This is a genomic window from Pantoea sp. CCBC3-3-1 (assembly GCF_007981265.1).
Classification (GTDB): domain Bacteria; phylum Pseudomonadota; class Gammaproteobacteria; order Enterobacterales; family Enterobacteriaceae; genus Erwinia.
On sequence record NZ_CP034363.1, the window covers coordinates 2604052 to 2621832 of the forward strand.

At 52.9% G+C, this 17781-nt stretch carries 17 protein-coding genes, 2 tRNA genes and 1 pseudogene; 12 read left to right on the forward strand and 8 right to left on the reverse strand.

All coding sequences use genetic code 11. The features are described from left to right. Nucleotides 1-105: 105 nt before the first annotated feature. From EHV07_RS12100 to EHV07_RS12125, 6 genes are all read left to right on the forward strand, one after another. Entirely contained in the window at nucleotides 106-564 is a 459-nt protein-coding gene (locus tag EHV07_RS12100) for a YchJ family protein (RefSeq protein WP_147200612.1), read from the forward strand. A 48-nt stretch (nucleotides 565-612) separates the two neighbouring features. Then, nucleotides 613-1461 (forward strand): formyltetrahydrofolate deformylase, encoded by an 849-nt coding sequence (purU, locus tag EHV07_RS12105; protein WP_147198252.1) that lies wholly within the window; start codon nucleotides 613-615, stop codon nucleotides 1459-1461. Nucleotides 1462-1626: 165 nt separating this feature from the next. Then, nucleotides 1627-1711, forward strand: a tRNA-Tyr gene (locus EHV07_RS12110). Nucleotides 1712-1891: 180 nt separating this feature from the next. Further along, nucleotides 1892-1976: transfer RNA gene (locus EHV07_RS12115), tRNA-Tyr, on the forward strand. Nucleotides 1977-2289: 313 nt separating this feature from the next. After that, the gene (gene xthA, locus EHV07_RS12120) at nucleotides 2290-3096 is read left to right on the forward strand and encodes an exodeoxyribonuclease III (protein ID WP_147198254.1); all 807 of its coding nucleotides are present in this window, start codon (nucleotides 2290-2292) and stop codon (nucleotides 3094-3096) included. Between the two features lie 5 nt (nucleotides 3097-3101). Further along, on the forward strand, nucleotides 3102-3494 hold the full coding sequence (locus tag EHV07_RS12125) for a pyrimidine (deoxy)nucleoside triphosphate diphosphatase (protein WP_147198256.1): 393 nt from the start codon (nucleotides 3102-3104) through the stop codon (nucleotides 3492-3494). A 55-nt stretch (nucleotides 3495-3549) separates the two neighbouring features. On the opposite strand, the pseudogene EHV07_RS12130 reads toward EHV07_RS12125, so the two are convergent. The 4 genes and pseudogenes from EHV07_RS12130 to EHV07_RS12140 all read right to left on the reverse strand — a co-directional run. Then, nucleotides 3550-3768, reverse strand: a pseudogene (locus tag EHV07_RS12130) (DUF1496 domain-containing protein); the annotation flags it as partial. A 197-nt stretch (nucleotides 3769-3965) separates the two neighbouring features. Continuing rightward, a complete protein-coding gene (locus EHV07_RS12135) occupies nucleotides 3966-5882 on the reverse strand; it encodes a DNA topoisomerase III (RefSeq protein WP_147198257.1) in 1917 nt (638 codons plus the stop codon). 16 nt (nucleotides 5883-5898) lie between these two features. Next, complete coding sequence (locus tag EHV07_RS25055) at nucleotides 5899-6030, reverse strand: hypothetical protein (protein WP_256377166.1); 132 nt, start codon at nucleotides 6028-6030, stop codon at nucleotides 5899-5901. A gap of 307 nt (nucleotides 6031-6337) precedes the next feature. Next, nucleotides 6338-6889, reverse strand: a complete 552-nt coding sequence (locus EHV07_RS12140) for an NAD(P)H nitroreductase (RefSeq protein ID WP_147198259.1) — start codon at nucleotides 6887-6889, stop codon at nucleotides 6338-6340. A gap of 181 nt (nucleotides 6890-7070) precedes the next feature. On the opposite strand from EHV07_RS12140, the gene sppA reads away from it, so the two are divergent. The 3 genes from sppA to pncA are packed head-to-tail and all read left to right on the forward strand — an operon-like array spanning nucleotide 7071 to nucleotide 10629. Further along, a complete protein-coding gene (gene sppA / locus EHV07_RS12145; protein ID WP_147198261.1) occupies nucleotides 7071-8927 on the forward strand; it encodes a signal peptide peptidase SppA in 1857 nt (618 codons plus the stop codon). Nucleotides 8928-8986: 59 nt separating this feature from the next. Next, nucleotides 8987-10006 carry an asparaginase gene (ansA, locus tag EHV07_RS12150; RefSeq protein WP_147198263.1) on the forward strand — a complete coding sequence of 340 codons (1020 nt, stop codon included), beginning with the start codon at nucleotides 8987-8989 and terminating at the stop codon, nucleotides 10004-10006. Between the two features lie 8 nt (nucleotides 10007-10014). Continuing rightward, nucleotides 10015-10629 carry a bifunctional nicotinamidase/pyrazinamidase gene (pncA, locus tag EHV07_RS12155; protein ID WP_147198265.1) on the forward strand — a complete coding sequence of 205 codons (615 nt, stop codon included), beginning with the start codon at nucleotides 10015-10017 and terminating at the stop codon, nucleotides 10627-10629. A gap of 65 nt (nucleotides 10630-10694) precedes the next feature. On the opposite strand, the gene EHV07_RS12160 is transcribed toward pncA, so the two are convergent. Then, entirely contained in the window at nucleotides 10695-10973 is a 279-nt protein-coding gene (locus tag EHV07_RS12160) for a YeaC family protein (protein ID WP_147198267.1), read from the reverse strand. 5 nt (nucleotides 10974-10978) lie between these two features. Further along, nucleotides 10979-11389 (reverse strand): peptide-methionine (R)-S-oxide reductase MsrB, encoded by a 411-nt coding sequence (gene msrB, locus EHV07_RS12165; protein ID WP_147198269.1) that lies wholly within the window; start codon nucleotides 11387-11389, stop codon nucleotides 10979-10981. Between the two features lie 340 nt (nucleotides 11390-11729). Between msrB and gapA the strand changes: the two genes are divergently transcribed. Further along, nucleotides 11730-12725: a glyceraldehyde-3-phosphate dehydrogenase gene (gene gapA / locus EHV07_RS12170; protein WP_168199624.1), complete on the forward strand. Its 996-nt coding sequence runs from the start codon at nucleotides 11730-11732 to the stop codon at nucleotides 12723-12725. A 66-nt stretch (nucleotides 12726-12791) separates the two neighbouring features. Further along, nucleotides 12792-13670 (forward strand): D-hexose-6-phosphate mutarotase, encoded by an 879-nt coding sequence (locus tag EHV07_RS12175; protein WP_147198273.1) that lies wholly within the window; start codon nucleotides 12792-12794, stop codon nucleotides 13668-13670. Between the two features lie 44 nt (nucleotides 13671-13714). On the opposite strand, the gene EHV07_RS12180 is transcribed toward EHV07_RS12175, so the two are convergent. Both EHV07_RS12180 and EHV07_RS12185 read right to left on the reverse strand, forming a co-directional pair. Further along, the gene (locus EHV07_RS12180; protein WP_147198275.1) at nucleotides 13715-14566 is read right to left on the reverse strand and encodes an aldo/keto reductase; all 852 of its coding nucleotides are present in this window, start codon (nucleotides 14564-14566) and stop codon (nucleotides 13715-13717) included. A gap of 80 nt (nucleotides 14567-14646) precedes the next feature. Then, entirely contained in the window at nucleotides 14647-15396 is a 750-nt protein-coding gene (locus EHV07_RS12185; RefSeq protein WP_147198277.1) for a MipA/OmpV family protein, read from the reverse strand. A 430-nt stretch (nucleotides 15397-15826) separates the two neighbouring features. Here EHV07_RS12185 and yeaG point away from each other — a divergent pair, with 430 nt between their 5' ends. Continuing rightward, nucleotides 15827-17761, forward strand: a complete 1935-nt coding sequence (yeaG, locus tag EHV07_RS12190) for a protein kinase YeaG (protein WP_147198279.1) — start codon at nucleotides 15827-15829, stop codon at nucleotides 17759-17761. The last annotated feature ends 20 nt before the right edge of the window (nucleotides 17762-17781 follow it).

Here is a 17781-nt window from a genome sequence, read left to right on the forward strand (position 1 = left end):
TCAACCTCTGGTGTTCGTTTAACTAACCAATGGCGCCATTATCGTCGCTCAGTTACCATGACGCCTAAACTCACTCAGCCCTTATGTATTATCCATGGAGTCAACGTGTCGGAACATTGCCCGTGCTGTAGCGGATTGGATTATAGCTTATGTTGCCAGCCCTATCTAAATGACGCGGCTATACCTGATTCACCACAGGCGCTAATGCGCTCACGCTATACTGCTTACGTTCGCAACAATACAGATTATTTAATCGCCACCTGGCATCCTTCCTGCGACCCGGCGCGTTTCCGCGGCAGTCTGGAGCAGAGCTATAAAGGGACAACGTGGTTAAGTTTACATATTATTGAAGCCGAAACGCCAGCCGATGAGGGCGAAGGGTTTGTGACTTTCTTCGCCCGATTTTCTGAAAATCAGCAGAGAAGCTTTATCCACGAGCGTTCCCGCTTTCTTCAACTGGCGCAACGCTGGTACTATATTGACGGAACATTCCCTGAGACAGGGCGAAACGATCGGTGCCCTTGTGGCTCCGGAAAAAAATTCAAGAAATGCTGTGGCCAGTGACGGTCCCTTCATTAATTAATGAATTGCTTCGACAGGATTACCATCGCAATGCAAGCGCAAACACTGCAACGAAAAGTTTTACGGACCATTTGCCCTGATGCTAAAGGTCTGATCGCAAAAATCACCAATATTTGTTACAAGCACGAGCTGAATATCGTGCAGAACAATGAGTTTGTTGATCACCGTACCGGGCGCTTCTTTATGCGTACCGAGCTGGAAGGCATTTTTAACGACACGACGCTGCTCGCCGATCTGGACAGCGCGCTGCCAGCCGGATCGTTCAGAGAGCTTAATTCCGCGGGCCGCCGCCGTATTGTTATTCTGGTCACGAAGGAAGCCCACTGCCTGGGCGACCTGCTGATGAAAAGCACCTACGGCGGGCTGGATGTAGAAATTGCGGCGGTGATTGGCAACCATGAAACGCTGCGCACGCTGGTAGAACGTTTTGACATCCCGTTTATTCTTGTCAGCCACGAAGGCCTGACTCGTGAAGAACACGATAACAATATGGCGGCGGAAATCGATCGCTACCAGCCGGACTACGTTGTTCTCGCAAAATATATGCGCGTCCTGACGCCGGCTTTCGTCCAGCGTTATCCTAACCAGATCATCAATATTCACCACTCATTCCTGCCAGCCTTTATTGGTGCACGTCCTTATCACCAGGCCTATGAGCGTGGCGTTAAGATCATTGGTGCAACGGCTCACTACGTGAATGATAATCTGGATGAAGGCCCGATCATTATGCAGGACGTGATCCACGTCGATCATACCTACACCGCTGAAGATATGATGCGTGCCGGCCGCGACGTTGAGAAAAATGCCCTTAGCCGTGCGCTTTATCAGGTTCTGGCGCAGCGCGTGTTCGTTTACGGCAATCGTACTATTATTCTGTAAGCCATTTCGACCGCCGTCTGTTGCTGCCAACTGTTGTTTTGTCTGACAAAACAGCAGTTGGGGCAAAAAAACGGCAAACGGTGTTTTTTAGTGAGTTTCGGGGTTTACAGCGTTCCGACATTTGGTATGATGCGCCCCGCTTTAACGAAGAACAGCAAGGCCAGTGGTGGGGTTCCCGAGCGGCCAAAGGGAGCAGACTGTAAATCTGCCGTCATCGACTTCGAAGGTTCGAATCCTTCCCCCACCACCATTAACATGATTCACTCTGTTAATAAGAGGCAGAATTTTTCAGCTTCCCCATGGGGAAGGACGAGAAACTTCGACCTCGAAGGTTTGACCCGAAGGGCACGGAACGCAGTGACGTGAATCCTTCCCTCGCAGTGCTGTTTACCAGACGCTACGAGTTTTAGTTCAGCATTACGCTTCCCCTGGTGGGGTTCCCGAGCGGCCAAAGGGAGCAGACTGTAAATCTGCCGTCATCGACTTCGAAGGTTCGAATCCTTCCCCCACCACCATTTCAGCGACACTCCGCACCAGTAAACCTTGTAAGCACTTTCATATTCCCCACGGGGAAGGATGAGAAGCTTCGACCTCGAAGGTTTGACCCGCAGGGCACGGAACGCAGTGACGTGAATCCTTCCCGCACGGTAGTGCCCTTTTCTGCACCATTTCAGCGACACTCCGCACCAGTAAACCTTGTAAGCACTTTCATATTCCCCACGGGGAAGGATGAGAAGCTTCGAGAAGGCTTGCCCCTCAAAAGATGACAGCTTAGGGGGCCATCTGCTACCATTCCTCCCTCTTTTTTCTCGTAAACCGGCCCGCGTCATGAAATTTCTTTCTTTTAATATCAACGGGCTGCGTGCCCGCCCGCACCAGCTTGCCGCCATCGTCGAACAGCACCAGCCAGACGTTATCGGCCTGCAGGAAACCAAAGTCCACGACGATATGTTTCCGCTGGAAGAGGTTGCCAGCCTCGGCTACAACGTTTTTTATCACGGCCAAAAAGGCCACTATGGCGTTGCCCTGCTGACGAAAGAGCAGCCGGTGATGGTGCGCCGTGGTTTCCCGGGGGATGATGAGGATGCGCAGCGCCGCCTGATCATGGCTGATATCGCCAGCCCGATTGGCAATATCACCGTTATTAACGGCTATTTCCCTCAGGGAGAAAGCCGCGACCACCCCACTAAATTTCCGGCAAAAGAAAAATTCTACCGCGATCTGCAAAACTATCTTGAACAGGAACAGACACCGGCTAATCCTGTGCTGATTATGGGTGATATGAATATCAGCTCAACCGATCGGGATATTGGCATCGGTGAAGATAGCCGCAAACGCTGGCTGCGCACCGGGAAATGTTCCTTCCTGCCGGAAGAGCGGGAGTGGATGGATCGGTTAATGAACTGGGGACTGGTCGATACCTGGCGCGCACAGAACGGCGACGTCAATGACCGCTTCTCCTGGTTCGATTATCGCTCAAAAGGCTTTGATGATAACCGTGGCCTGCGTATCGATCTTCTGCTGGCAAGCCAGCCGCTGGCAGAGCGCTGTGTGGAGACCGGCATCGATTACGATATTCGCAGTATGGAAAAACCCTCCGATCATGCCCCGGTCTGGGCGAAGTTCACATTGTGATAACGATGCAGCCACGGATCGATGTTGTCGCCGCGCTGATTTACCGTCGTGGCAAGCTGCTGCTGGCGCAGCGTGGAGAAAATGGCGATCAGGCGGGTCTTTGGGAATTTCCGGGTGGCAAAGTAGAAGCCGGTGAAACCCAGCAGCAGGCGTTACAACGTGAGTTACGGGAAGAGTTGGCGATTGATGCGCGGATTGAGCGCTACATCGCCAGTGAAAGCCGCGAAGTCGGCGGGCGGATAATTCATCTGCATGGCTGGCTGGTTACTGATTTTAAGGGCGATCTTAAGCCGAGTTGTCATCAGGCGTTGGTATGGTGCCTGCCCACAGAGGCGCTAACCTACGATCTCGCGCCGGCGGACATCCCCCTGCTTCAGGCCTGGCTGCCCACAATCTGATCGCCATCCGGTCGGTTAAACTCAGCAAAGCTTAACCGACCAAACTATCCCGCGTTTACTTAACGGTTTGCCAGATCAGATTGTTGGTGCCGAAGGATTTTTCATCCCGCACGCACTGAAGCAGCACGCCTTCCATTTTCACTACCGAGCCTTCGGTATAGCTGCGGTTTTGATAACTACAGCAGCGCAGGCAGGGTGGCTGATTATTTTGCCCCTGAGTCCAGACCTCCGGTGGCATATCTACCACCACATCGGCGTTAGTATTGCCACTGCTGGTGCTCTCACGCTCGTCATCATAATCTCGGTTGCTATTATTGCGATAGCGCTGTCCGCTATCGTTTTCATAACCGCGACCGCTCTCGTTCACGCTGTTGGTGTTACCCGTGCTCAGATGCCATCCCTCGCCTGCGGCGAGAATCGGCTGGCTGAACAGGATGGAACCTGCCAGGAGGAGTAGTGCACCTGCTTTCATCACTCAGTTTCCTTCGCTTTTGCCGGCTTGCGCCTGGGCTTTTTACGATTATCCGCCGCAGGAAGGCCACGAAAAGCGTGGGCAGCAGGCTGCTGCCTGGCCTGATAAATCAGGTTATGCAGCGTTTCCACCAGCGGCTGCATAAAGTCCTGGTAGCGGCACTGCTTCTCACTGATTTTCGTTAGCGTGGACTCCCAGTGGGCGGTCATATCCGGACGCGCTGCCATTTCTGGTAGCGAGTGGATCAGCGCTCGCCCGGCGGGACTGGCATGAATATAGCGCCCTTTTTTCACTAAAAAGGCGCGTTTGAACAGTAATTCAATAATCCCGGCGCGCGTAGCCTCTGTCCCTAAACCATCGGTCGCTCGCAGTACTTTCTTTAGATCTTTATCCTGAACAAAGCGTGCAATGCCGGTCATCGCCGATAAAATCGTGGCATCGGTAAACGGACGAGGCGGCTGAGTTTGCTTACTGACCACTTCTCCGCGTTCACAAAGCAGTTCGTCGTCTTTGGCGACTACCGGCAGCGGCGTACCGTCATTGTCTTCATCACGTTCTTTACTGCCCAACAGCGCGCGCCAGCCTGCTTCGGCAAGAAAACGGGCTTTAGCCACGAATTTCCCACCGGCAATATCCAGTTCAATAACGCATTTACGGTAAACCGCATCCGGGCAAAACTGCATCAGATACTGTGTGGCGATCAGCCGGTAAATATTGCTCTCATTTTCCGTCAGGCGGATTTTGCCACTGCGAGCCGTGGGAATAATGGCATGGTGCGCATCGACTTTTTTATCATCCCAGCAGCGGTTTTTACGATCGCTGTCGAAATCCGCCGGCGGCGTCAAATCGGGCTGATGTGAATTAATCGCGTTCAATACCGCATGGCGCCCGGCGAAATGTTCATCCGGCAGATAACGGCTGTCTGAACGCGGATAGGTAATCAGCTTATGGGTCTCATAAAGCTTTTGACAGGTATCCAGCACCATCTGCGCGCTGAGGCCAAAACGTTTGGCCGCCTCTATTTGCAGCGTGGACAATGAAAAAGGCAAAGGTGCCGTGTCGTTCTCACGCTTGTCATTATAGCTTGTGACCCGTGCAGGCTGACCGCCAATACGCGCGACGACATGCTCGGCCAGCGAGCGCTTAAGTAACCGCCCTTCTTCGTCCTGATAAGGCTCACAGGCGTCACTGGGCTGCCAGAGCGCCACGAAACGTTCCTCAGCAGGCGTGACGATATGCGCTTTCACTTCAAAGAAATCTTTAGGAATGAAGTTTTCAATTTCCTCATCACGACGCACGACCAGGCCCAGTACCGGCGTCTGGACCCGCCCGACCGAAAGCAGCCCGTCGTAACCGGCATTGCGTCCAAGAAGCGTGTAGGCACGGGTCATATTGATGCCGTACAGCCAGTCCGCGCGGGCGCGAGCCAGTGCGGATACGCACAGTGGAATAAACTCTCTGTTAGCACGCAGACGCCCTACGGCTCTTTCTACCGCCTGGGGATTGAGGTCGTTAATCAGGCAGCGCTGGACATTGCCGCGGATCTCAGCCGGAAGTTCCAGATAATCGAGCACTTCATCCACCAGCAGCTGGCCTTCGCGATCCGGGTCGCCTGCATGAATCACCTCGGTTGCCTGAGCAAGCAGGCCTTTGATCACGTTGAGCTGCTTAGCCACCGAGGGACGAGGCTGGAGCCGCCACTTTTCCGGCACGATAGGCAAATCAGCCAGCGACCAGCGTGCAAAGCGGCTGTTATAGCTGTCAGGCTGCGCCTGCTCCAGCAGATGGCCTACGCACCAGGTAACGACCTGATCGCTGCCACAGGCAATATACCCGTCTCCGCGACGATGCGGCTTGGGCAAGACATCCGCAATGGCGCGGGCAAGGCTGGGTTTTTCGGCAATAAACAAACGCATCCGGCAATCGCTTCCTTCAGGAGATAAATTCAGTCACGGCATGACTGGCGCAGGCGTGCGGCGTCATCACTCTGGCATCAGATGAGGTTTCGCGGCCGCAGCAAACGTTGCGACAGCAGGGCATCAGGTGAAAAGCATCATCGGTCATGGGCAACGCCTCTAAGAATTTACCGGTGTTATGGTAACGCTTTCGGCACCGCGGCGTAAGGCTCTCGCTGTCTGATAGCTCATTAACACGACAACAGAAGAGAGGGGATTTTTGGCACACAGACGATTGCTGCACGTGAGGCATGGAGAACATGGGCCGGTAAGAAAGCGTCCTGGGCCATGGACGGCCCAGGCCGAGCTGGCAGGGATGCCGCCTTTTGCGTCTTTCTGGACGGCCCATGTTCTTCATGCAGGCACTGTGTCACCCATCTCAAGGCTGGAAATCGTTAACCCTGTAGAAGAAACAATCAGAAATAACGAACAAACGGAGCGGTATCCGGTGGCAGAACGGTGGTGGAAGATTTGAGCTGTGGCGTGCCTAAATAGAGAAAGCCCACGATGGCGTCCTGTTCGCGGCAGTTAAAGGCCTGACGTACGGCATGATGCTCGGTCCACGCGCCGCTGCGCCAGATGCCGTTAAAACCCTGCGCCTGAGCCGCCATCTGCATAGCCATCACCGCACAGCCTGCTGAAACGACCTGTTCCCAGCGCGGCACTTTATGATGCTCTTCACAGTGGGCCACTACCGTAATGATCATTGGCGCACGAAACGGCGACTTTTTCGCTTTTTCAATCGCCTTGTCTTCCATACGATCGTCACGGGCGGCAGATTCAAGCAGCTGACTGAAACGCTCGCGTCCTTCATCTTCAATAATAATAAAACGCCACGGCTGCAACGTGCCGTGATCGGGCGCGCGCATACCGGCGCGCAGAATATTTTCCAGTGCCTCGCCTTTAGGGGCTGGCTCACTTAAGCGCGATGCGGAGCGGCGATTTACCACCAAATCCAGTGCGTCCATAACTTCCTCCTGATAAACATTCTGTGCAGCTGAAACTAGCACAGGATGATGATTTGTTACAGCATTGCACTTTTTCCTGCTGACAATTCCCCCCCTGCTCTTTAGGATGTCTCCTGACTCACTGGGTTTGGCCTGCCTGTATGCCACAGGCGAGCTTTTTTATTGCGATTATGGAGAGAGTATGCGCACTTTAGGGCGAGCGATCGCGGGTATTTTTAAATGGGCCTGGCGCCTGCTGAATTTCGTCCGGGAATTTATCCTGAATCTGTTTCTGGTGGTGGTGATTGTGATTTGCCTGGCGGTTTACTTCCAGTTCAGCAAATCTTCCACGCCAGCAGAACCTCAAAAAGGCGCACTGATAGTCGACCTGAGCGGCACCGTGGTGGATAAACCTTCCGTGAGCAACAAGCTGAGCAAGCTTGGCCGTCAGCTGCTCGGAACCAGCAGCGACCGGCTGAAAGAGAATTCGCTTTTTGATGTGGTTGACGCTATCCGCCAGGCCAAAACCGATGCCAATATCACCGGCATGGTGCTGGACCTGCGTGACTTCGCCGGAGCCGATCAGCCGTCCCTGCAATATATTGGCAAAGCCTTGCGCGAATTCCGCGACAGCGGGAAGCAAATCTATGCCACTGGCGACAGCTACAGCCAGGCACAATATTATCTCGCCAGCTTTGCTAACAAAATTTATCTCTCCCCTCAGGGCACGGTGGATCTGCATGGCTTTGCAACTAACGGCCTCTACTATAAATCCTTGTTGGATAAGCTGAAGGTCAGTTCACACGTCTTCCGTGTTGGCACCTACAAATCAGCCGTAGAGCCTTTCCTGCGCGATGATATGTCGCCTGCCGCACGCGATGCCGACAGTCGCTGGATTGGCGAACTGTGGCAAAATTATCTGAATACCCTTGCCGCTAATCGTCAGATCACACCAGAACAGCTGTTCCCGGGCGCTCAGGGCGTGCTGGATGGCCTGAAGAAAACCGGTGGTGATACGGCACGTTATGCGAAAGACAACAGGCTGGTGGATGAACTGGCTTCCCGTTCGCTGGTCGATCAGCAGTTAAGCAAAGTGTTTGGCTGGGACAAAGAGGCGAACGATTATAAAGGCACCAGCATTTATGATTATCAGGTGAAAGACAACAGCACGCCAGATGGCAATATCGCCGTCGTGCTGGCCAACGGCGCGATTATGGATGGCGATGAAACGCCGGGTAACGTCGGCGGTAATACCACCGCGATGGAAATCCGTCAGGCACGCCTCGATCCTAAAGTGAAAGCAATTGTACTGCGCGTTAACAGCCCTGGCGGTAGCGTCACCGCGTCGGAGACCATTCGTGAAGAGCTGGCCGCCGCAAAAGAAGCGGGCAAGCCGGTAGTGGTCTCAATGGGCGGTATGGCAGCTTCCGGCGGCTACTGGATCTCCACGCCAGCAAGTTACATTATGGCCAGCCCGAATACGCTTACCGGCTCTATCGGCATCTTTGGCGTGATCAATACCGTAGAAAACTCACTGGATTCGATTGGGGTTCACACCGACGGCGTAGCCACTTCGCCGCTGGCTGACGTTTCTACCACCAAAGCCTTACCGACTGAAGTTCAGCAGCTGATGCAGATGAGCATCGAGAACGGCTATAAAAACTTCCTTGGCCTGGTGGCTGCCTCGCGCGGCAAAACGCCTGAACAGATCGATTCGATCGCTCAGGGCCATGTATGGACCGGAAGCGATGCGAAAAATAATGGGCTGGTCGATGCACTGGGCGACTTTGATGATGCGGTCGCTAAAGCTGCCGAACTGGCAAAATTGCCGCAGTGGCATTTACGCTGGTATCAGGACGATCCGAGCTTTGTTGACATGCTGTTCAGCCAGGTTGATGCCTCCGCCCGGGCGATGCTGCCGGAAGCGCTGAAGGTTTATCTGCCTGCGCCAATGATTGATGTCATGTCAGCGATGAAAGATCAGCCCGGGTTGTTTGATAACCTCAACGACCCGCAAAACCGCTATGCGATCTGTCTGACCTGTGGTCAGGTAAAATAACAGTATTGCAGCCCTTAACCGGGCTGCATTTTTCAAATACAGCGTTTATTGAGTTAACCATGCAAAAGAAATCCATTTACGTCGCCTATACCGGCGGTACCATTGGCATGCAGCGTTCCGAACATGGCTATGTGCCGGTTTCCGGGCATCTGCAAACCCAGCTGGCTAACATGCCGGAATTCCACCGTGCCGACATGCCCGATTTCACTATCCATGAATATCAGCCGCTGATGGACTCCTCGGATATGACTCCGCAGGACTGGCAAACGATTGCGAACGATGTCCGGGATAACTATGACGACTACGACGGTTTTGTGATCCTCCATGGCACTGACACCATGGCGTTTACCGCCTCGGCGCTTTCGTTTATGTTAGAAAATCTCTCCAAGCCGGTTATTGTGACAGGGTCACAAATCCCCCTGGCCGAACTGCGCTCAGACGGCCAGCAGAATTTATTGAATTCGCTGTACGTCGCGGCGAACTATCCGATCAACGAAGTCGGACTGTTTTTTAATAACACGCTCTATCGCGGAAACCGCACGACCAAAGCCCATGCCGATGGCTTTAATGCTTTCGCCTCCCCTAACCTGTCGCCACTGCTGGAAGCGGGCATTCATATTCGCCGTCTGAATACGCCGCCCGCGCCGGCGGGAACGGGCGATCTGGTGGTGCGTTCAATCACTCCGCAGCCTGTCGGTGTGGTCACTATCTATCCGGGTATCTCCTCGGATGTCGTGAGCAACTTCCTGCTGCAACCGGTTAAGGCGCTGATCCTGCGATCTTACGGCGTCGGCAATGCGCCGCAAAACCCCGCCTTCCTGAAAGAGCTACAGGAAGCGACTAACCGCGGCATCGTGGTGGTGAATCTGACGCAGTGTATGTCGGGAAAAGTGAATATGGGCGGCTATGCCACCGGCAACGCGCTGGCGCTGGCAGGCGTAATCAGCGGCTACGATTTGACGGTAGAAGCGACGCTGACCAAGCTGCACTACCTGCTTAGCCAGAATCTGCCCAGTGATGAGATACGCCGCCTGATGCAGGTCAACCTGCGCGGTGAGCTGACGCCAGACGAAAAGTGAGATGCTGAATGACCACACAGCAGGCCCTGATCCTGATCGATTTGCAGAATGATTTCTGCCCCGGCGGCGCGCTGGCGGTTAACGAAGGCGATGACGTTATCGCAGTGGCTAACCAGTACGCCGCAGCGTTTCATCAACGGGGCCAGCCGGTGGTCGCTACGCTGGACTGGCATCCGGCCAGCCATGGTAGCTTTGCCTCAAATGCAGGCGAGGCGCCGTGGAGTCTGGGTGAGCTGGACGGGCTGCCGCAGGTGTGGTGGCCGGATCACTGTATCCAGCACAGTGCTGGCGCGGCACTGCATCCTGCGCTTGAACAGCGCTATCTGAGTGCTCAGATCTGTAAAGGTCAGCAGCCGCAGATTGACAGCTACAGCGCCTTTTACGATAACGGTCATCGGTATCAGACCGCGCTGGACAGCTGGCTGAAAGCGCGCGGCGTCACGGCGCTGACCATAATGGGTCTGGCGACGGATTATTGCGTGAAGTACAGCGTGCTCGACGCGCTTGAACTGGGCTATAGCGTGACGGTGATTACGGCAGGCTGTCGCGGCGTGGAACTGTCACCGGGCGACGCTCAGCAAGCGCTGAATGACATGGCCGCTAAAGGCGCGGTAATTTTATAAGTTGGGATGGCAAGCTGAACGGATCGTCAGCAAAAGATCCGTTCAGTTATTCCTCCAGGAATAATTTATTGCAGCGTGATTTGGGTGACATCGTCGTCGCCGATACCAAACTCTTCCTTCAGCTGCTTTTTGCTTTTCATCACCATCTCGCCGCCCTTGCCCACGCTCATATGTTGGGGTTCGTCGTTATGGCGCGCCTGCCAAAGCATGACAAGTTGCAGGCTGTTCTCTTTCTGCTCGGGCGTCAGCGCGACGCCGTCCGCCCATTTTCCCGTTTCAACCGCGGTGGCCAGACGCTGATAGACCTCAGGCGTCATCGCTGCAATCATCTCATCCAGCTCCATAACAGCTATCCTTTAATATTGTTGCCATCATCATCGGTGAAGCTTAACGAGGCAGAGTTAACGCAGTAGCGTTCACCGGACGGCTGAGGACCATCGGGAAACACATGGCCAAGATGCGCATCGCATTTGCCGCAGCGAATTTCAATCCGCTGCATACCGTGCGAATCATCTTCAATATAGCGAATAGAATCATCGTGATAAGGCTGATAAAAGCTCGGCCAGCCGCAGCCGGAGTCATACTTTGTTTCGGAAAGAAACAGCGGAGAGTTGCAGACCAGGCAATGATAAATGCCTTCGTCTTTGTTGTGCAGCAGCTTGCCCGTGTAAGGCGGTTCTGTGCCACGCTGCTGGGTCACGTAGCGCTGCATCTCGTTTAAATCCGTTTCTGGATTCAGGGGCGTCGGGTGATTAGCCATATTAAGGGTCTCTGGCGAAGTGGATCACAAATTATCGGCTAACATTCTAACAAAGACTTAACAACATCAGGGGATTTTTTCCCTCTCAGTGTTGTCTTAAAGTGCTCCAAAGGTGAATTTGTGATTGAGATCACCCTTTGCATCTAACAGCCCTTTATATTCGGGCCGGAAGGCCCAACATAGGGGGAAGAAGTGAGTCAGGAAAGTCGCTTTTTACAAATTATTCCTGCATCAGGGTTTGATTTGTCGCAACTATTGAAGCGATTCCGCTTGACGCCTGGTAAGGTTTTTGTAATTTTACAGTCAACCTTTTATTCACTAACAACAGCTGGTGGAATATATGACTATCAAAGTAGGTATCAACGGTTTTGGCCGTATCGGTCGCATCGTTTTCCGTGCTGCTCAGCAGCGTTCTGACGTAGAAATCGTTGGTATCAACGATCTGCTGGACGCCGAGTACATGGCTTACATGCTGAAATATGACTCTACTCACGGTCGTTTTGACGGCACCGTGGAAGTCAAAGACGGCCACCTGGTTGTTAATGGCAAAACCATCCGTGTTACCTCTGAGCGCGATCCGGCTAACCTGAAGTGGAACGAAATCGGTGTTGATGTGGTAGCAGAAGCAACCGGTATCTTCCTGACCGACGAAACCGCTCGTAAACACATCGAAGCTGGCGCGAAGAAAGTTGTGCTGACTGGCCCGTCTAAAGATGACACCCCAATGTTCGTCATGGGCGTTAACCACAAAGCTTACGCAGGTCAGGAAATCGTTTCTAACGCTTCCTGTACCACCAACTGCCTGGCACCGCTGGCTAAAGTAATCAACGACAAGTTCGGTATTGTTGAAGCGCTGATGACCACTGTTCACGCCACCACCGCGACGCAGAAAACCGTTGATGGCCCGTCTCACAAAGACTGGCGCGGCGGCCGCGGCGCATCTCAGAACATCATCCCTTCTTCTACCGGCGCAGCTAAAGCCGTAGGTAAAGTGATCCCTGAGCTGAACGGTAAACTGACCGGTATGGCGTTCCGCGTTCCTACCCCTAACGTTTCTGTTGTTGACCTGACTGCACGTCTGGCTAAGCCTGCTTCTTACAAAGAAATTTGTGAAGCAATCAAAGCCGCTGCTGAAGGCGAAATGAAAGGCGTTCTGGGTTATACCGAAGACGAAGTGGTTTCTACCGATTTCAACGGCGAAACGCTGACTTCTATCTTTGATGCGAAAGCAGGTATCGCACTGAGCGACACTTTTGTGAAACTGGTTTCCTGGTACGATAACGAAACCGGCTACTCAAACAAAGTACTGGATCTGATTTCTCACATCGCTAAATAAGCGAGTGGATCTATCCTGAGGGCGACTGCGGTCGCCCTTTTTTTTTGCTCAACAACAGGTCATCTGATGAACGAAAAACTCTTTTCGCTTCCCGTAATTGAACAGATTACCCCTTACATTTCGCAACGTAAGATGGGTGAGCTACCCGTAGTGACGATCGTCCATCCAAAAGTACGCGCAGCGGTAACGTTGCAGGGCGCACAGCTGGTGGCATGGCAGCCCAGCGGCGAAAAACCGGTGATCTGGCTCAGTGAAAAAACCGCCTGGACGCCAGGCAAAGCGATTCGTGGCGGCGTACCCATCTGCTGGCCATGGTTTGGTCCGGCAGGCGAACCGGCCCACGGCTTTGCCCGCACTCTTCCCTGGACCTTATCAGCACACGATGAGAACGAAGAGAGCGTAGTACTGACGCTGACGCTGAAAAGTAATGAGCAGACCAAAAAGCTCTGGCCGCATGATTTCACGCTTTTTGCCCGTTTCCGCTTCAGCGACCGCTGCGATATCGAACTGGAAGCGCACGGTGACTTTGAAGCAACGGCCGCGCTACACAGCTATTTTGCGGTAGAAGACATTGCGGGCGTAGAAGTCAGCGGGCTTGGCTCAGGCTTTATTGATAAGGTCAACGACGGGGCGGTAAATACCTCAGCAACCGGCAAGCAAACTTACCCCGATCGCATTGATCGTATTTATACCCAGCCGGAAGATTGCAGCGTGATTACCGACACGGCCGGCAAGCGAACGATTGAAATTTATCATCATTATCACAGTGATGTAGTGACCTGGAATCCAGGGCCGGAACTCTCGTGCAGCATGGGCGATATGGCAAACGAAGGCTTCAAGACGATGGTCTGCGTTGAAACCGCCCACGTTTCATCACCGATGGTCAGTGCAGGCGAATCCCCTGCCCGTCTGGCAACCACCTTCCGGGTGCGTAAAACGGCTTAAAACGTGACTCAGGCGGGCTGACGGCCCGCCTGTTAGTCAGTGCGCTACACCACATCCAGAGGCATTTTACCCGTCGGAGGAGGAAAAGCCTGATTGATGGACGCCAGCTCATCGCTACTGAGCGTTATGTCCAGCGCTGCCGCATTTTCCCGGACGTGTTGCAGTGACCCCGCCTTGGGAATGGCAATCACCCCTTCCTTACGGATAACCCACGCCAGCAGCAGCTGAGCAACACTAATGCCCTTTTGCTGTGCAATCTGATTAAGTAACGGATGAGACATCAGGTCGTGCCGCAACCTCCCGGCCTGCGCCAGGGGGCAGTAGGCCATTAGCGGAATGTTTCTCTGCTGACAGTCGGGGAGTAAATCATATTCAATGCCGCGTGAGGCAAGGTGATAAAGCACCTGATTAGCCGCACAGTTTGTGCCCTCCTCTTCTGCCAGTAATTCGTTCAGGTCATCACTGTCAAAGTTAGAGACGCCCCAGCGCAGGATCTTACCGGCACGGCGCAACGTTTCCATGGCGACAATGGTTTCCTGTAGCGGAACATTCCCCCGCCAGTGCAGAAGATAGAGATCGAGATACTCTGTTTGCAGCCGACGCAGGCTGCGTTCACAGGCTTCTACGGCATCGACTGCGCCTGCGTTCCACGGGTAAACTTTCGATACGAGAAAGGCCTGCTCACGCCTTCCCTTCAAGGCCTCGCCCGCCACCTCTTCCGCTCCGCCATCGGCATACATTTCTGCGGTGTCTATAAGCGTCAGTCCACTGTCCAGACCGCAGCGCAGCGCATCGACTTCCTGCCTGCGCTGAGCGGCGTTTTCGCCCATATACCAGGTCCCCTGGCCAATAGCGGGCAGTACTTTATGATCAGAAAAAATCACGGATTTTGACATTAAGCCCTCCTGCACTGTTTCAGATCGCCCAAATTATGCAAAAGGGCGCGAAGCGCCCTTAATAAGTGCATAACGTTAAATCAGAAGGTGTAGCTGATCCCGGTCCAGATTGTGACCTGGGAATCGTTATCCACCATCGGACTGTCTTTCACTTCGCTCCCCAGGCGCGTGTATCGGCCTGAGAAAGTAGCATTCCACTGCTGATTAATAGCCCACGCTGCCGTCAGTTCGAGATACGGGTTCCAGCTGTCGTCAGCATCGTAGCTGCTCAGTCCGCTACGGCGGGATTCGCTTTTTGATACGCCATAGTAATAGTCGTTCTGGTTTTCGCTGCTGTAGAGCGCACCGATACCCGGCGTAAGGCTAAACTGGCCAAACTGGAAGCGATAAAGCCAGGCCAAATCCCAGATGTAACCATCGCTGTTATCCAGCATGTCAGCCGCCAGCACGGTACGGATAATCCCCCAGTCCGCCACATGCCGATAAGCCAGACCGCCCATCATCGTCATATGACGTTTATCCAGCGATTTCAGCTGGTTGTCGCTGGTATCGTCCGGATCGAAATTTTGTGCTGAGCCTAATACCGTCAGAGAAAGCTGATCCTGAGGGTCTTTCCACAGGTAATAACCCGCCTGCAGGCTGTGCAGATAAAAACTGTCGCCATCATAATTAATAATTGGAAACGGGTAATAACGATCCTGGCCACTTTTATAAGGGCTTTGGCTGTAAATGACTGAAGCACCAACGGTTAATGGATTGGCTTGCGCCATCGCAGCGGAAAAACCGAGAGGCAATAACACGGCAAGCGCGCTAAATTTGAAATGGTTCACAATTTATTCGTTCCATAAATATAACAATCAGGACAGGCAGTTTATCAGCATGATGGCGTTTGGTTAAAATTTTACATCACCCGCAGCACGCAGAATCAACTTCACGAATTCAGCGACGCAGCAATTGCGCTGTCTTATTTACAAAATCCATGCAGCCCGCATTCCACAAGGTCATCGCTTAGATGTTTTATGACTTTGTTATTGAAATTGCATTGAAAAAGAGAAGAGGTTCAGGAAATTTCTTAAATGCCAACTAAGCTTTAATGTAAGACGCTAAGTTTGAAGAGCAGAGTAACCATAAGTTTTGTGTATCCCGATAAAAAACGTCAGGTTGGCATGAGGGTTGCTGTACTCACTATAAGTTCCTTCAGGGGCTGTCACTGATTAGGCTCCTGGTACCTGTGCTAAAAATGAAAGGACGGGCATCGCTATGAATATATTCGATCACTATCGTCAGCGTTATGAAGCTGCCAAGGACGAAGAGTTCACATTGCAGGAATTTCTTACCGTTTGTCGGCAAGATCGCAGTGCATACGCCAACGCGGCAGAGAGACTATTAATGGCTATTGGTGAGCCTGTAATGGTCGATACTGCTTTGGAGCCACGCCTTTCCCGACTTTTCTCCAATCGTGTTATTGCGCGTTACCCCGCCTTCGAGGAATTTTACGGCATGGAAGAAGCGATTGAACAAATCGTCTCTTACCTCAAACATGCTGCTCAGGGTCTGGAGGAGAAAAAGCAGATACTGTATCTGCTGGGGCCGGTCGGTGGGGGTAAATCTTCCCTCGCTGAACGACTGAAATCCTTAATGCAGCGCGTACCTATTTACGTACTTAGCGCTGATGGCGAACGCAGCCCGGTGAACGATCACCCGCTGTGCCTGTTCAATCCTCAGGAAGATGCCAACATCCTTGAGAAAGAGTACGGTGTGCCACGCCGCTATCTTGGCACCATCATGTCACCCTGGGCGGCGAAGCGTCTGCACGACTTTGGCGGCGATATTTCACGCTTTAAAGTGGTGAAAGTCTGGCCTTCCATTCTCGAACAGCTTGCTATTGCTAAAACCGAACCGGGCGATGAAAACAACCAGGATATTTCAGCGCTGGTCGGTAAAGTGGATATCCGTAAACTGGAAAACCACGCGCAAAACGATCCGGATGCCTATGGCTACTCCGGCGCACTGTGCCGCGCCAACCAGGGGATTATGGAATTCGTTGAGATGTTTAAAGCACCGATTAAAGTGCTGCATCCTCTGCTTACCGCCACCCAGGAAGGGAACTATAACGGGACGGAAGGGATTTCTGCCCTGCCGTTTAACGGCATCATCCTGGCTCACTCCAACGAATCAGAATGGGTAACTTTCCGTAATAACAAAAACAATGAGGCGTTCCTTGACCGCGTGTATATCGTCAAGGTGCCTTACTGTCTGCGCGTGTCGGAAGAGATCAAAATCTACGACAAGCTGCTTGATCACAGTGAACTGACCCATGCGCCTTGTGCACCGGGTACGCTGGAGACGCTGGCACGTTTCTCCATTCTGTCGCGTCTGAAAGAGCCGGAAAACTCCAGCACCTACTCCAAAATGCGGGTCTACGACGGTGAAAGCCTGAAAGATACCGATCCTAAAGCCAAGTCCTATCAGGAATATCGGGATTATGCGGGCGTGGATGAAGGGATGAACGGCCTTTCAACGCGTTTTGCCTTTAAAATCTTGTCGCGCGTATTTAACTTCGATCACGCCGAAGTGGCGGCTAACCCGGTACACCTTTTCTACGTGCTGGAACAGCAGATTGAACGCGAACAGTTCCCGCAGGATTTAGCAGAGAAGTACCTTGAGCACTTGAAAGGCTATCTGATCCCGAAATATGCCGAATTTATTGGCAAAGAGATTCAGACCGCCTATCTGGAATCTTATTCTGAGTACGGCCAGAACATTTTTGATCGCTACGTCACTTATGCTGACTTCTGGATTCAGGATCAGGAATATCGCGATCCGGACACTGGCCAGCTGTTTGACCGCGAATCGCTGAATGCGGAACTGGAAAAAATTGAGAAGCCTGCCGGGATCAGCAACCCGAAAGACTTCCGTAATGAAATCGTCAACTTTGTGCTGCGCGCCCGGGCTCATAACAGCGGCCGCAATCCGAACTGGACCAGTTACGAAAAACTGCGCACGGTGATTGAGAAGAAAATGTTCTCAAATACCGAAGAGCTGCTGCCAGTCATTTCGTTCAACGCCAAAACGTCCACTGACGAGCAGAAAAAGCATGATGATTTTGTCGACCGTATGATGGAAAAAGGCTATACCCGCAAGCAGGTTCGCCTGCTGTGTGAATGGTATCTGCGAGTCAGAAAGTCCTCCTGATATCAGCCTCAGAAGTGCCT

Excerpts from the sequence above, each read along its gene's own strand:
- purU (WP_147198252.1), top strand. The coding sequence starts at position 613 with ATGCAAGCGCAAACACTGCAACGAAAAGTTTTACGGACCATTTGCCCT.
- xthA (WP_147198254.1), top strand. The coding sequence starts at position 2,290 with ATGAAATTTCTTTCTTTTAATATCAACGGGCTGCGTGCCCGCCCGCAC.
- EHV07_RS12125 (WP_147198256.1), top strand. The coding sequence starts at position 3,102 with ATGCAGCCACGGATCGATGTTGTCGCCGCGCTGATTTACCGTCGTGGC.
- EHV07_RS12135 (WP_147198257.1), bottom strand. The coding sequence starts at position 5,882 with ATGCGTTTGTTTATTGCCGAAAAACCCAGCCTTGCCCGCGCCATTGCG.
- EHV07_RS25055 (WP_256377166.1), bottom strand. The coding sequence starts at position 6,030 with ATGACCGATGATGCTTTTCACCTGATGCCCTGCTGTCGCAACGTTTGC.
- EHV07_RS12140 (WP_147198259.1), bottom strand. The coding sequence starts at position 6,889 with ATGGACGCACTGGATTTGGTGGTAAATCGCCGCTCCGCATCGCGCTTA.
- sppA (WP_147198261.1), top strand. The coding sequence starts at position 7,071 with ATGCGCACTTTAGGGCGAGCGATCGCGGGTATTTTTAAATGGGCCTGG.
- ansA (WP_147198263.1), top strand. The coding sequence starts at position 8,987 with ATGCAAAAGAAATCCATTTACGTCGCCTATACCGGCGGTACCATTGGC.
- pncA (WP_147198265.1), top strand. The coding sequence starts at position 10,015 with ATGACCACACAGCAGGCCCTGATCCTGATCGATTTGCAGAATGATTTC.
- EHV07_RS12160 (WP_147198267.1), bottom strand. The coding sequence starts at position 10,973 with ATGGAGCTGGATGAGATGATTGCAGCGATGACGCCTGAGGTCTATCAG.
- msrB (WP_147198269.1), bottom strand. The coding sequence starts at position 11,389 with ATGGCTAATCACCCGACGCCCCTGAATCCAGAAACGGATTTAAACGAG.
- gapA (WP_168199624.1), top strand. The coding sequence starts at position 11,730 with ATGACTATCAAAGTAGGTATCAACGGTTTTGGCCGTATCGGTCGCATC.
- EHV07_RS12175 (WP_147198273.1), top strand. The coding sequence starts at position 12,792 with ATGAACGAAAAACTCTTTTCGCTTCCCGTAATTGAACAGATTACCCCT.
- EHV07_RS12180 (WP_147198275.1), bottom strand. The coding sequence starts at position 14,566 with ATGTCAAAATCCGTGATTTTTTCTGATCATAAAGTACTGCCCGCTATT.
- yeaG (WP_147198279.1), top strand. The coding sequence starts at position 15,827 with ATGAATATATTCGATCACTATCGTCAGCGTTATGAAGCTGCCAAGGAC.